14 protein-coding genes and 1 pseudogene are annotated in these 13,336 nt (G+C 54.7%); 8 read left to right on the top strand and 7 right to left on the bottom strand.

Translation table 11 applies throughout. The features are described 5' to 3' along the window. Positions 1-10 precede the first annotated feature (10 nt). From hpxX to hpxZ, 3 genes are read left to right on the top strand one after another with little or no spacing between them, the layout of a single operon-like run. The gene (hpxX, locus tag FBY13_RS05380) at positions 11-193 is read left to right on the top strand and encodes an oxalurate catabolism protein HpxX (RefSeq protein WP_063878528.1); all 183 of its coding nucleotides are present in this window, start codon (positions 11-13) and stop codon (positions 191-193) included. Next, complete coding sequence (locus tag FBY13_RS05375; RefSeq protein ID WP_145393679.1) at positions 190-1,590, top strand: AtzE family amidohydrolase; 1,401 nt, start codon at positions 190-192, stop codon at positions 1,588-1,590. Before hpxX ends, FBY13_RS05375 begins: the two co-directional genes overlap by 4 nt. Continuing rightward, complete coding sequence (gene hpxZ / locus FBY13_RS05370) at positions 1,587-1,970, top strand: oxalurate catabolism protein HpxZ (protein WP_145393678.1); 384 nt, start codon at positions 1,587-1,589, stop codon at positions 1,968-1,970. Before FBY13_RS05375 ends, hpxZ begins: the two co-directional genes overlap by 4 nt. A gap of 124 nt (positions 1,971-2,094) precedes the next feature. On the opposite strand, the gene FBY13_RS05365 is transcribed toward hpxZ, so the two are convergent. Beyond that, a complete protein-coding gene (locus tag FBY13_RS05365) occupies positions 2,095-3,000 on the bottom strand; it encodes a LysR substrate-binding domain-containing protein (protein WP_145393677.1) in 906 nt (301 codons plus the stop codon). A 98-nt stretch (positions 3,001-3,098) separates the two neighbouring features. Here FBY13_RS05365 and FBY13_RS05360 point away from each other — a divergent pair, with 98 nt between their 5' ends. Then, positions 3,099-3,872 carry a 2OG-Fe(II) oxygenase family protein gene (locus FBY13_RS05360; RefSeq protein WP_096011033.1) on the top strand — a complete coding sequence of 258 codons (774 nt, stop codon included), beginning with the start codon at positions 3,099-3,101 and terminating at the stop codon, positions 3,870-3,872. Positions 3,873-3,947: 75 nt separating this feature from the next. Here FBY13_RS05360 and FBY13_RS23655 read toward each other — a convergent pair. From FBY13_RS23655 to FBY13_RS05330, 5 genes and pseudogenes are all read right to left on the bottom strand, one after another. After that, positions 3,948-4,094: pseudogene (locus tag FBY13_RS23655) on the bottom strand (acetylornithine deacetylase); the annotation flags it as partial. A 153-nt stretch (positions 4,095-4,247) separates the two neighbouring features. Beyond that, on the bottom strand, positions 4,248-4,922 hold the full coding sequence (locus tag FBY13_RS05345; RefSeq protein ID WP_063878522.1) for a DUF1028 domain-containing protein: 675 nt from the start codon (positions 4,920-4,922) through the stop codon (positions 4,248-4,250). Then, entirely contained in the window at positions 4,919-5,353 is a 435-nt protein-coding gene (locus tag FBY13_RS05340; protein ID WP_063878521.1) for a RidA family protein, read from the bottom strand. Before FBY13_RS05340 ends, FBY13_RS05345 begins: the two co-directional genes overlap by 4 nt. 17 nt (positions 5,354-5,370) lie before the next feature. Then, on the bottom strand, positions 5,371-6,636 hold the full coding sequence (locus FBY13_RS05335) for an NAD(P)/FAD-dependent oxidoreductase (protein ID WP_096011035.1): 1,266 nt from the start codon (positions 6,634-6,636) through the stop codon (positions 5,371-5,373). Between the two features lie 246 nt (positions 6,637-6,882). Then, on the bottom strand, positions 6,883-7,794 hold the full coding sequence (locus FBY13_RS05330; RefSeq protein WP_109718272.1) for a LysR substrate-binding domain-containing protein: 912 nt from the start codon (positions 7,792-7,794) through the stop codon (positions 6,883-6,885). Between the two features lie 423 nt (positions 7,795-8,217). Between FBY13_RS05330 and FBY13_RS05325 the strand changes: the two genes are divergently transcribed. Genes FBY13_RS05325 through FBY13_RS05310 form a run of 4 tightly spaced genes read left to right on the top strand, consistent with a single transcriptional unit; the run spans position 8,218 to position 12,255 of the window. Next, on the top strand, positions 8,218-9,741 hold the full coding sequence (locus FBY13_RS05325) for an amino acid ABC transporter permease/ATP-binding protein (RefSeq protein WP_145393814.1): 1,524 nt from the start codon (positions 8,218-8,220) through the stop codon (positions 9,739-9,741). Positions 9,742-9,768: 27 nt separating this feature from the next. Continuing rightward, positions 9,769-10,641 (top strand): phytanoyl-CoA dioxygenase family protein, encoded by an 873-nt coding sequence (locus FBY13_RS05320; protein WP_145393676.1) that lies wholly within the window; start codon positions 9,769-9,771, stop codon positions 10,639-10,641. Between the two features lie 26 nt (positions 10,642-10,667). Further along, on the top strand, positions 10,668-11,480 hold the full coding sequence (locus FBY13_RS05315; RefSeq protein WP_145393675.1) for an ABC transporter substrate-binding protein: 813 nt from the start codon (positions 10,668-10,670) through the stop codon (positions 11,478-11,480). A 43-nt stretch (positions 11,481-11,523) separates the two neighbouring features. Further along, on the top strand, positions 11,524-12,255 hold the full coding sequence (locus FBY13_RS05310; RefSeq protein ID WP_096011039.1) for a class II aldolase and adducin N-terminal domain-containing protein: 732 nt from the start codon (positions 11,524-11,526) through the stop codon (positions 12,253-12,255). A gap of 100 nt (positions 12,256-12,355) precedes the next feature. Here FBY13_RS05310 and puuE read toward each other — a convergent pair whose 3' ends face one another. Further along, on the bottom strand, positions 12,356-13,315 hold the full coding sequence (gene puuE / locus FBY13_RS05305) for an allantoinase PuuE (protein WP_063878515.1): 960 nt from the start codon (positions 13,313-13,315) through the stop codon (positions 12,356-12,358). Positions 13,316-13,336 lie beyond the last annotated feature (21 nt).

Genomic DNA, 13,336 nt, shown 5'->3' with positions numbered 1-13,336 from the left:
GGAGTAAATGATGAATGATATTGAGTGGGCGGCTTATATCGCCCAGATGGAGCAGATCCTGAATCTGGAGCTGGATGAGGCACGCCGTGCAGCACTGCTGATCCAGATGACGCGTATTGCCGCTATGGCGGCACCGCTAATGGCTTATCCGCTGGACGATCGGCTGGAAGTGGCGGGAGTGTACCACGCATGAAACTGGACGAGGTTTCCATTCAGGCACTTCAACAGGCGATTCAGCGCGGGGATATCAGTGCCCGTGAAGTGGCAGAGCAGACGCTAACAGCAATAGAGAAACAGAATCCGCAGCTTAATGCCTGGACGGATATCACTGCAACGCGGATGAGGCAGGAAGCGGACGCGGTCGACCAACAGCGACTGCGCGGTGAGAAATTACCGCCGCTGGCGGGCATTCCCTATGCGGTAAAAAACCTGTTTGATGTGCAGGGCTATTCGACGCTGGCAGGGGCCGCATTATTCAGCCAGCGCCCCGCCGCGCAGCAGGATGCCTTTGCCGTGACGCGACTTCAGCAGGCGGGCGCACTGCTTTCCGGCATGGTCAATATGGATGCCTATGCTTACGGCTTTACCACAGAAAACAGCCACTATGGCGCGACGCGCAATCCGCACGATCTGGCGCGCATCGCCGGTGGCTCATCCGGCGGTTCGGCGGCAGCCGTGGCGGCCGGGCTGGTGCATTTTTCGCTGGGCACGGATACCAATGGCTCGATCCGCGTGCCGGCTTCGCTGTGCGGGATCGTTGGGCTGAAGCCGACCTTTGGTCGTCTGTCCCGCAGCGGCAGCCATCCGTTTGTCGCCAGTCTGGATCATATCGGCCCCTTTGCGCGTCGGGTGGACGATCTGGCGCTTATCTACGATCTGTTGCAGGGTAAGGACAGTGCGGATGCCTTCCAGGCAGAACAGCCGCAGGCTGCATCCTTGCCTTTGCTGAAACAGGGGGCGCAGGATTTACGCTGTGCCGTGCTGGGTGGTTTCTTTTCAATGTGGTGTAATGATGATGCGCGCACCGCCCAGATGCAGACCGCCAAAGCGTTACAGGCTGACGAAGAGGTGATCATGGCGGAAGCGGAACTGGCTCGCTCAGCCGCCTTTATCATGACCGCTTCGGAAGGCGGCAACCACTATCTGCCCGCACTACGTCAGCACCCCGAACAGTTTGAACCGCATTCCCGTGAACGCCTGCTGGCGGGCGCGATGCTGCCCGGTGCCTGGTATGTGCAGGCACAACGCTTCCGCCGTCATTTCCAACAGCAAATACTGCCGTTGTTTGATCGGTTTGATGTGCTGATTGCCCCTGCCACACCCTGCAGTGCCCCGCTGATTGGTCAGGAGACGATTGCCATTAACGGACAAAACTTGCCGACCAAGGCCAGCATGGGCATGTTAACCCAGCCGATCTCTTTTCTCGGCCTGCCCGTCTGTACTGTTCCGCTGGCAACGGCAAGCGGCTTGCCGATTGGCATACAGTTAATCGGCGCGCCGTTTAACGAACAGGCGGTATTGCGGGCGGCTTTTGCCCTTGAACAGCAAGGTCTGACATTTTCTCCCACCAACGTGGCTGGAGCCTCATGAACACCGACGAGATTAATCGCACTGACGTGCTGGACGCCGTAACCGCCGCATTCTACCGCTATGAACAGGCGCTAACAGGCAACGATATTGCCGTTCTGGATGAGCTGTTCTGGCACGATGCACGGACGGTGCGTCTGGGTGCCGGAGAGAATTTATACGGCATTGATGAGATTCGCGCTTTCCGCGCCGCCCGCCCTTCGGCGGGACTGGATCGCACATTGCAGAATACCGTGATCACGACCTTTGGCGATGCTTTTGCGGTATGCAGTACCGAATTCACCCGCGCAGGCACTGAAAAAATTGGTCGTCAGCAACAAACCTGGGTGAAATTCCCCGCAGGCTGGCGCATCGTCGCGGCCCAGGTCAGCCTGATGAGTTAAGCAAGCCGCGTTAAACTCCCCGTAGCGCCAGAGGCAAGGATGCCTCGCTTTAGCTAAGATAGCTCAGGCTGTGACTGCCCGCGCACAACGCTGCAACGACTGATCACCGCCAGCCGAATGCGCTTTATTCCCCTGCAGCGCGTTCGCGCAACCAGGCGATCATCTCCTCGCTTCCTTCCTGGTTGCCAGTGCGATTAGGCCAGGCAAGGTAATAGGGCTTACTGAGCGGTAAACATAACCCATCAATGACCACCAGCGCGCCCCGCGCCAGTTCCTGGGCAATCATCTGGCGTTGTCCCAACAGCAGTCCCGCTCCGGCGACCGCCGCATCAATCGCCAGTGAGGTCAGGTTAAACGTCAAACCCGGCTGAGCCCTGGGTTCGGCCATGCCTTTTGCCTCAAACCAGGCTGGCCAGTCAGGCAGAAAACGCCCTTCTTTTCCCCAGTCGAGATGAATCAGTGGCGCCTCGTTGAGGATATGTGCTGCAGAAAACGCGTTGACCAGCGCGGGGCTGGCGACCGGGAATACCTCATCGTGAAACAGATACTGTTTGTTCAGCTTGGGACAGGCGTCTTCACCAAAACAGATGACAAAATCCGCCGGGGTTTTACTGAAGTCCACTTCGGCGTGCGTGCCATGTAGAGAGAGACCGACATTTGGGCAGCGCTCGCGCCAGTGGTGAAGATGCGGTAATAACCATTTTGACGCCAGCGCGGGAAGCGCATACAGCGTAAGCTGAGCGGCGGTGTCCTTGCGCCCGATGTTTCGTTGCCCCAGTTGCAGAATATCGAAAGCCTCTGACACATAGCGAAGATATTGCTTGCCGATATCCGTCAGCATCACGCCGTGCTGGGTGCGTAAAAACAGCGCACATCCAAGATGCTCTTCAAGCTGACGAATTTGCTGACTGACTGCGGCTGGCGTTAACGCCAACTGCGCTGCCGCCTTCGTCAGGCTGCCGGTTTCCGCAGCCACCTTAAATGACTGAATAACGTTGATTTTAGGCAGGCGCGACGACGGCGTGGGCATTAAGGCTTCCTTATCAGGGTGTTAAATATTTATTGGTATTCAGTACGATCGGACCCCGTTAAAGTGATATCTCACTCTTGAAACGCGGGAAGCAAACGATGCCTGAAGCTCTGGTACGTACTGACTTACATCCTCTGTCCAGTCATGACTGGCGTCAACACTGTCGGACGCAACTTAACCAGCAAGGTGCACTGGTGCTGCCTGATTTTTTGCAGCCCGCCGCCCTACAAGCCATCGTCGCAGAAGGTGATGCGCAACGCCATCGTGCTTACCATACCCAAAGTAAGCATAACGTCTATCTGATGAAAGCGGACCCAGACTTCAGCGATATGCATCCTCGCAACCGCGAAGTCAGTAGCACCAAAGGGTGCATCACTGACGATGTGATCGCGCCGGATTCTCCTTTGCGTCAGCTTTACGACGATGCACTTTTTCAGTCTTTTTTGTGTGAGGTGCTTGAAGAAGAAGCGTTGTATCCGTACGCCGATCCCTTGTCTTCCATTAACCTTCACTATGCGCCGCACGGCAAAGAACTGGGTTGGCATTTTGATAACTCTTCGTTTGCCATCACGTTGCTGGTGCAGAAACCGGTGGGTGGTGGACGGTTTCAGTATGTGAAAGACCTGCGGAATGCCGATGCGGGCGAGATGAATTATGCGGGCGTAGCCGCGGTGCTGGATGAACAGCAGCCGGTCGATGAGCTGGCGATTGAAGCCGGGGATTTAGTGCTGTTTCGCGGGCGTAATTCCCTGCATCGCGTCACGCCCACCGAAGGCGACGTGACACGTATGCTGGCGGTGCTGGCCTATAACACCGCGCCCGGCATTGCGTTATCAGAGACCGCGCGCATGACTTTTTATGGCCGGCTGTAAAAACGGGATGGGCCGATAATCTGGCCATGCGGTGCGATCCGCCCCGCATGGCTTACCCGGTTGAGTTCGTGGGCGTTAACGCCATCCACTGCACTGCCGCAGGTTGTTCAACATCGTCATACAACGTTCCAGCCGTTCGATACTGACAAACTCATCCGCTTTATGTCCCTGCTCCATGCTTCCCGGCCCACAAACCAGGGTCGCCACGCCAATGTCGTCAAATGATTGGCTTTTTTACCGCTGTCATCATGCAGCCACTGCATCTTAACGCCTCTGACCGGCAGGTAGTCGTCAATAAACTGAATCAGTGCCAGGTTTGACGCCCGGCTGGTTATGTCAAAAGCCAGCAGCGAGGCTAGAAGCGCACGTAAACCCTCATTCATCGCCGGGAACGCCATAGGCTGGCGCTTCACGCGGGTCCAGTGCGCGCGTGACATAGGCTTCCATCTGCGGTTCATAGGCAAGCCACAGTTGCGTCAGTTGCCCGACAGGATCATGCTCAGTCCAGTCAATGCGCAGATCCACCAGCGGCCAGGTATAGTCGTCCACCAGTTTGAGCGCGGCAGAATGTAACGGCCCGGCCTCCCCGCCCGCCGCCACGCCGGCCTGAAGGGCAGCAAGAAGTCGACTGGCCAGTTCACCGGAGGCCGCGTCATAAGCCGCACACATTGCTGCCGTCACGCCTTTATCCGCCAGCATATTGCCTGCGGCGATACAGTTTTTGCCTTCAGTCACGCTCCCGATGCCCAGCGTCTTGCTGCCACTGAAAAACGCCGTATTGCCCTGAATATCGATCGCGGCGACCTGACGGTAATCACTGAATCTGTCGTCAGCCAGCGCCAGCTTGAGCGCCACGTTCAGATCCCTGCCCTGATCCAGATGCACCAGAATCTGCTGCCCCAGAGAAGGCAGCGTAATGTTCTGGCTCGCTACCGCGCCCACGCCCGCCTGCAGCCAGGGACAGCGCGCCCCCACGGCTATGCTGGATGAGCTGATGGCAATACCGAGTTGACCGGTTTCTTCACAACGTGCCGTTACCGATAAGGTCATTGCATCGCTCCCTGTTTCCAGTCATCCGGAATCACCGCAATGACATCAATTTCCATCAGCCACTGCGGCTGTGCGAGCGCCGAAATCACCAGGCCCGTAGAGACAGGGAAGACGCCTTTAAGCCACTTTCCTACTTCCCGGTAAACCGGCTCGCGATAACGCGGATCGGTAATATAGGTGGTGGTTTTGACGATATGCGACAGATCGCTTCCTGCCTCTTCCAGCAGTTGCTGCACATTTTTCATCGCCTGCGCCGCCTGGGCAGCCGGATCGCCCAGGCCCACCAGATTACCGTCGAAGTCGGTGCCAACCTGACCGCGCAGATACACGGTGTTACCTGCACGTACGGCCTGGCAGAGATCGTTGTCCAGCGTTTGATTGGGATAGGTTTCTTTGGTATTAAACATCCGAATACGAGTATGAGTCGGCATAACGACAATCTCCTGGTTCAATTTTCTGAAGCGGCACGGTAATCCTGATACTGACGTTGGATAGCGATGTGGTCGGCGACATATTTTGCGTCATGCCACACGCCCCAGATAAACGAGGAGCCCCGGCGTGACTGCCAGGGTAGCCCGAGAAAATAGAGCCCGGACTCGGTGGAGACGCCGCGTTGATGGACCGGTCTGTTCTTCTCGTCAAAGGCGTTAACCTTCAGCCAGGCGTAGTCGGTGGCGTAGCCCGTCGCCCAGATGAGGGTGGTGATCCCTGCGCGGACGAGATTGAGTGACTGCACAGGGTGCGAGACACTTTCCGGATCGGGCAGAAACACGCGCGCGCCAGGATCTTCGGGCAAATCCAGCCCATGGCGCTCAACCCAGGCATCTGCCGCGTCAAGCAGGGATAAATAGTTTTCATCACCTGAGGCAATGTTTTGCGCCAGATCGGGCTTGAAAGTCACCTCATCGCCTGAAAAGCGTTCCGTCAACCCGACCAGGTTGATGCCCTGTTGCGCCAGCCTGCGAAAGTCGACTGTATGACCGCCGCGCGCGCCGCTGACGGCAATGGTGACGTGTTCTTTACCGGGTTGACCGGCTGCCGCATCCCACAGACCTAGCACACCTAACCACCAGCAAAAGTCACGGTTGCGATAGCGTCGAGGTGGTCGATCGTGCGGCCCAACCGAGAGCCAGACATCTTTTCCTGCACGCTGAAGCTCATCGGCAATCTGCACTCCTGATGAGCCCGCGCCGATAACCAGCACGCCGCCTTCAGGCAGTTGTTGTGGATTACGATAGTCCGCTGAATGCAACTGGGTGAATCGCGCATCAGTGGGCGCAATGGCGGGAATGATGGGCTTCTGGAAGGGACCGGTGGCAACGACCACACGCTGTGCAACAATCGGGCCTTCAGAGGTAGAGACGTCGAAACCGCTGCGCCCGACACGAGGCACTACGCTGAGGACCTCGACGCCCGTTTTGACAGGCGCGTCAATGTGCCGTGCATACGCGTCAAAATAGTCAGCAATCTGTTCTTTAGAGACAAAGCTGTCCGGGTTCTGGCCCGGAAACGTCATGCCGGGAAACCGGTCGTGCCAGGCGGGACCGTTGGCGACCAGAGAATCCCAGCGGCGCGTCCGCCACGCCTCAGCAATACGATGTTTTTCCAGGACACAATGCGGAATGCCGAGCCGCCCCAGATGCTCGCTCATGGCGATGCCAGCCTGTCCTGCCCCAATCACCAGGGTGTCTGTTTCTTGCTCTGTTATTGTCATTCCATCATCCTCAAGCCCGCCGTTTCAATGACGTGTTCCTGACACGCGCTAGCGCCAAGACTATTTGAGGCAGATGAATGGGTAAAATATTATAAAGCTAATATCTGAATAAGAAATTAATAAGCAGAGGATGCACACCTGATTATTAAAGCCACTCAACGAATAAACCGTAAAATTTATCGATGACTTCCGCCATAAATACATTTCATTTTCTTACCGAATAGCAGGCGATATGCGCGGCCTTTTTCAGGTCGTTGGTCCCAGGGCACTATTCTGGCAATAGTCCATAAAAAGTTTTGTCGGACGCGTGGGTTCATTATGACTTAACCAGGCCATGATTAACGTAGAGGCTTCCATATCATCCTCAATATCAATCTGCGCAAGTTTTTTACCGTCATACGTCATATCCGTGTAAGGTCGGGTGACCAGTACTGAAAAGCCTAACCCCTGCCCCACCATGCAACGTACCATTTCAATTGAGGGCGAACTGTAGGCAACCTGCGGATGATAACCTTTGCTTTTGAAAATATTGATGAAGTAATTCCTGCTGGGGACAGCATCCAGCAAAATCATCGGTTCCTGACTCAGCTCACGCAACGTGACGAGGGATTGTTGTGCCAGCGGATGGTTTACCGGTAAGAGCGCATAGGGTTTATGCGGGGCGTTCAGCGCCGCTTTTTGTATCGTGTTGTCCAGTTCAAGATCGTACAGGAAAGCCAGGTCAAAACGTCCACGATGGAGTCCGTGCATCAGTTCATGCTGCTCGCCATCGTAAAGTTCAATGGTGATATCCGGATACTGTTTTTTAAATCCGGCAATCAGTTTTGGCATGTACAGAGGCGCGGCAGATTCAAAGCAACCCACCGTAATCGTTCCCGAAATCAGTGTGTTATCTGCCCGTGAATTTTGCTCAAACTCGTGTGTCAGGCGTAACAGTTCTTGGGCTTTTTCATAAAAACGACGGCCTCCGGGCGTCAGGGAAACCCCCTGGGCATGATGGCGAATCAACAATTGCTGATCGAAGGCGTCCTCCAGATTTTTAATCGAGACAGAGATGGAGGGCTGGGCGATATGCAACTGACGCGAGGCTTCAGCAATGCTTTCCGTCTCTACCACGGCGACGAAATATCGGAGCTGTTTAAGTGTAAAGCGACTCATGGCGTTACCTCTTTTTTTTATGGTCAGCGAGAAGCACTGCTTCGTTTTGGACTAAGCACTGGTGCAAATGCTGTGCCACAACATGCTCAGTCGACCTGAGCGCCTTTCTTTCAAAAATATCGACAGCCTGTTTTTTTATCTTCGACAGATCGCGAACGTCAAAAAAAGAAATTGCACCAATAACTCTCACGTTGCGTCCTAATGATCAGCGCGCTGCCCTAAATAAGCGCAAAAATGAAAGCAATACGCTAATTATTACCCTGTGACATTCAAAATACGCCGTTTAAAAGTGAGAGAAGAGTTGGATAGTTTTTTTAAAATCAGAACCAAAGAAATTACTAATTGCTATCGTTCCCATCATGCCGCCATAGTGAATTACAGAATGAAATGATTAACCCTTTTCTGTTTAATGCGAGCAAGCCCATGACATTTAACTGGAACTATATGTTCAGTCTGTTTAGCGACGCTAATTTCTGGCTGGCGACATGGACCGTCATCAAACTGAGCCTGCTGACCTGGGGAATGAGCATTATCGCGGGATTTATCCTGGCGCTGGCCAAGCAGTCGCGTCATCCCTTATTGACGCTACCCGCCCGCTTTTATATCTGGCTCTTTCGCAGCCTGCCGTTACTGGTGCTGCTGATCTTTGTTTATAACCTTCCTCAGGCACTGCCCGCCACGTCGACGGTATTGAGCGATCCCTTCTGGGCCGGGTTTATTGCGCTGACCATTTGTGAGAGTGCCTACATCGCGGAGATCCACCGTGGTGGGCTGCTGTCGATTCCTAAGGGCCAGAGCGAGGCCGCCCGGGCATTGGGATTGCGCTATGCCGGTATTCAGTGGCGCATTATTATCCCGCAGGCCTTGCGTGTGGCGTTACCGGCGCTGGCAAATGAATACATCGCAATCGTGAAGCTGACGTCGCTGGTCTCTGTTATCTCGCTCACCGAAATTTTGATGGTCGGCCAACGGCTTTATTCGCAAAACTTTCTGGTCATGGAAACCATGGCTGCCGTGGCCTTCTATTACGTGTTGATCGTGACCGTCTTTGACTTCCTGTTAAAACAGCTGGAACGCTATCTGGACGTGACGCAGCGTCAACCGTCCGGCAAACCCGATGCGCACCTGTTGGAACTTGCACAATGCGCTGCGGTGAATCCTGTACGCCAGGCGCTGCACACCGGCGGGCCAGCGTTGCAGGCAATGCGTCTTCATAAGGCTTACAACAATGTTGAAGTGCTGGGTGCCGTTAACCTGCAGATTCATCCTGGTGAGGTGGTTTCCGTGATCGGGCCTTCAGGCTCAGGAAAAACGACGCTGATCCGCCTGCTTAATGGTCTGGAGCAGATCGATAACGGCGAAATCCGTATTAACGGAAAACCCTTTATTCATCTCAGTCAGCAGGGAGAACAACGAAAGCCACGCTTCATTGAGTATAAGGAACACCGCCTCAATATTGGGATGGTCTTTCAGAGCTTTAATTTGTTCAGCCACCTCAATGTCATGGATAACCTGCTGCTGGCACCACGCTATCACAAGCTTGCGCCCACACAGACCTTAAAGCAGCAGGCGGCTGCACTGCTTTTCAAGGTCGGGATGCTGGAACATGCGTGGAAATACCCTCATCAGCTCTCCGGGGGGCAGCAGCAACGCGTCGCTATTGCACGCGCCTTGATGATGCGTCCCCAAATCATGCTGTTCGACGAACCGACGTCAGCGCTCGACCCTGAAAAAGTGAATGAAGTGCTTCAGGTCATTGAAGCCCTTGCAAGCGAAGGCATCACCATGGTGATCGTGACCCATGAGATGAACTTCGCCTTCAAAGTCTCTGATCGAATTGTCTTTATGGAAAAAGGCCGCGTCGTGTGTGACGACGCGCCACAAGCGCTACGCGATGGCCAGCATCCGCGCGTGGAAGCTTTTCTGAAGGATGTCTCGCTGGCGTAACGATGTATTAATCACGAGGGCACGACCATGATTGAACAATGGCAGATAGATCAGTATCACCAGCAAGGATTTCTGGTAGTTGAACATGTCCTGACAAGCGATGAAATCGCAGCGCTGCAACACGATTTTGATCAGTGGGTTGAGGAAAGCCGCAGCCAGAGTGCGCCCTGGGGCGATACGCAGGATGGCCGTCCGCGTTTTGACATTGAGAGCGATCACAGTGCCGATCACCCTTCATTACGCCGTGTGAGCTCACCGAACGACATCTCTGCCGCCTATCGCCATGCGGCCCTGCAGTCACGTATGGCGCATATTGCCGGGCAATTAATTGGTGGCAGCGGCACACGCTATCATCACAGTAAGATCAACTCGAAGCTGCCCCATACCGCAACCAAAGTGGAGTGGCACCAGGATTTTCTGTTCACCCCGCACAGCAACGACGATATTGTGACTGCGCTGCTGATGGTCAGTGAGGTCACGCCGGAAAATGGCCCGTTAAACGTGTTGCCGGGCAGTCATCAGGGGCCACTTTATTCACACTGGCAGGACGGACGCTTTACCGGTGCTGTCGATTCTGCGGTGGTGAAAGAACAGTGTCAGCAGCCTACTGCCTGCTTTGGTCCTTCCGGTTCCGTGTGTTTTATGCATACACGGCTGCTGCACGCCTCCAGCCCCAATGAAACCGCCTGGCCGCGCACACTGTTTATCGCCGTGTACGCGGCGGAAGATGCGCTGCCGTTCGGTGAAAACCCGTTACCCAGTCCGGATGCCGGAACGCTGGTCTATGGTCACGAGAGCGGCCTGGTCCGCAGCACCGCAAATGAACTTCGCCTGCCGCAGAAACCGCGGGGTGCGTCGTTCTTTGTTCAGCAGGCCGGTCAAGATCTTGCCAACGTCTGATAGCGCCTAACAGAGAGATAATAACGATGAAAACATGTGTATTAAGTCTGCTTGCTGCAGGCGCTGTGCTGGCGTCATTTAACGCCTCAGCTTTTTTACAACCAGGTAAAATCATCGCCGGATCGGATATGACCTTCTTTCCATATGAATATATGAAGGATAACAAGCCCGCCGGCTTCGACATTGAGTTTCTTGATGGCCTGGCAAAAGTGATGGGCCGTCAGGCCGTGAATATTGATACCCGCTTTCCTAACCTGATTACCGGCTTGCAGAGTAACCGGTTCGATATCACTAACTCGTCAATGTATATCACCGCCGACCGCATGAAGGTGATCGATATGATTCCCTATCTGAAGAGCGGCGAAGCTATTCTGTCGCTGAAGGGCAGTGATTATCAGCCCAAAACGCCCGAAGCATTCTGCGGTCATAAAATTGGCTCGATGGGCGCCACCTCCTGGTTACAGCAGTTACATAAACTGTCTGACGATTACTGTGTGAAAAACGGTAAGCCGCCTATCGCGATCAGCGAATATGCTACCGATCCGCAGACGACGCAGGCGATGCTCTCCCACGCAGTCGAAGCGCAGATCACCGATGCCGCGGTCGCGCGTGGCGTCGTTCAAAAGCTGGGCAACCGCATTCAGATTTCCTCCACAACGCTCATCTACCCGGTGTTAAACGGGTTCGGCGTGAAGAAGGACAATACAGAAGTGAAACAGGCCCTGGTCGCCGCGCTGGAAACCTACCGTAAAACGCCAGAGTATGCCGCGCTGCTGAAAAAATACCATTTTGAAGCGCCGACAGCAGACGATCTCAACACCTTGATGCCACAGCCTTAATCTCAAACGCGTGCCGGGCACGCGTTCATTTTCAGGAGGTAATATGGCACTTTCTTTCGAAGAACAAACGCGTATCGATTTGGCTGCGGCCTTCCGCATTATTGCCCATCTCGGCATGCATGAGGCGGTAGCGAATCATTTCAGTGCCGCTGTCTCGCCGGATGGTAAGCAGTTTCTGATGAACCCAAAGTGGAAACACTTTTCACGCCTTCGTGCCAGCGATCTGCTGCTGCTCAATGCAGAGGACCCATCCTGTGCAGACCAGGAGGATGTTGATGCCACCGCCTGGTCTATCCATGGGCAAATTCATCAGCGACTGCCAGAAACGCGCGTCGTGATGCATCTGCATCCGGTTTACACCACCAGCGTCGCCTGTCTGGCACAGCCACACATTCCGCCGGTTGATCAAAACAGTGCACGCTACTTTAACCGTCTCGCGGTGGATACGTTATACGGCGGCATGGCTGATACCAAAGAGGAAGGCGCACGACTGGCCAGCCTGTTGACCGATAAACGCCGTCTGTTAATGGGGAATCACGGTGTCATGGTGACCGCCCAGACGATTGGCGAGGCCTTTGATGACATCTGGACGCTGGAGCGCGCCTGCCAGATTTTGGTCACCGCCTGGTCTACCGGGCAACCTTTAAAAGTGTTGAGTGATGAAGTCGCGGAAAAAACCGCCCGCGACTGGGAAAGTATTCCCGACTTCTCTCTCCGTCATTTCGAAGAGATGAAGCAACTGATGATTGAGGCCGATCCCGCCCTGTGTGACTGAATGGTTGCCTGCGCAGTTGTCTCGCGGGCAACAACGCCAGAAACAGCGGCAGCGCGTGCCGGCGCTCTTTTGCCGTCACGCGCTTACCGCCCGGAGGAGGTTACGCCTCTGGCGCGGGGTGCGTTTTCTTCCAGTGATCGGCAATCTGCTGCCGGGTACAGATCCACACCTCTTTATGCTGTTGGATATGATCAAGAAAATTTTGCAACGCGCGAAATTTGCCCGGACGGCCCAACAGGCGACAGTGCATCCCAACCGACATCATTTTGGGTGAGGTTTCGCCCTCTTCATACAGCACGTCAAACGTGTCACGCAAATAGGTAAAGAACTGCTCCGCGGTGTTGAATCCCTGTGGCGAGGCAAATCGCATATCGTTGCATTCCAGAGTGTAAGGAATGATCAGATGCGGTTTTACCGTGCCGTCCTGGCAGGTCACCTGGGTCCAGAACGGCAGATCGTCACCGTAATAGTCACTGTCGTAGCTAAATCCACCCTGCTCAACTACTAAACGGCGCGTATTGGGGCTGTCACGGCCGGTGTACCAGCCCGTCGGTGCTTTGCCAAACAGATCGGACAACACATCTACCGCCTGCTGCATATGCTGGCGTTCGGTTTTGGCATCCATGCCCTGGTAATGAATCCAGCGCCAGCCATGACTGACCACGTCGTAATTGGCCTGTTTTATCGCGTCAACGATTTCCGGATGACGCGCCAGCGCCATCGCCACACCAAAAACGGTGAGGGGCAAACCCCGTTTCTGAAATTCGTTATGAATGCGCCAAAAACCGGCACGGGAACCGTACTCGTACAGCGATTCCATCGACATATGCCGATCGGGATAGCTGGCGGCACCGATAATGTCAGACAGGAACTGCTCTGAACCTGTGTCGCCATGTAATACGCTGTTCTCGGCCCCTTCCTCGTAGTTAAGTACAAACTGCACCGCGACACGGGCCTTCTTCGGCCAGGCCGCATGAGGAGGATTCGCGCCATAACCGATCAAATCGCGCGGGTAATTTTTATTGAAGCTGTAGGTTTTCTTATCCTGGCTTTCAGTCATAACGTGCATCCTGTCGGTGAA

The organism is Pantoea sp. SJZ147 (assembly GCF_007828605.1).
Lineage (GTDB): Bacteria > Pseudomonadota > Gammaproteobacteria > Enterobacterales > Enterobacteriaceae > Pantoea > Pantoea allii.
The sequence above is the reverse complement of the archived record's forward strand: the minus strand, read 5'-3'. Positions and strand labels throughout refer to the sequence as shown.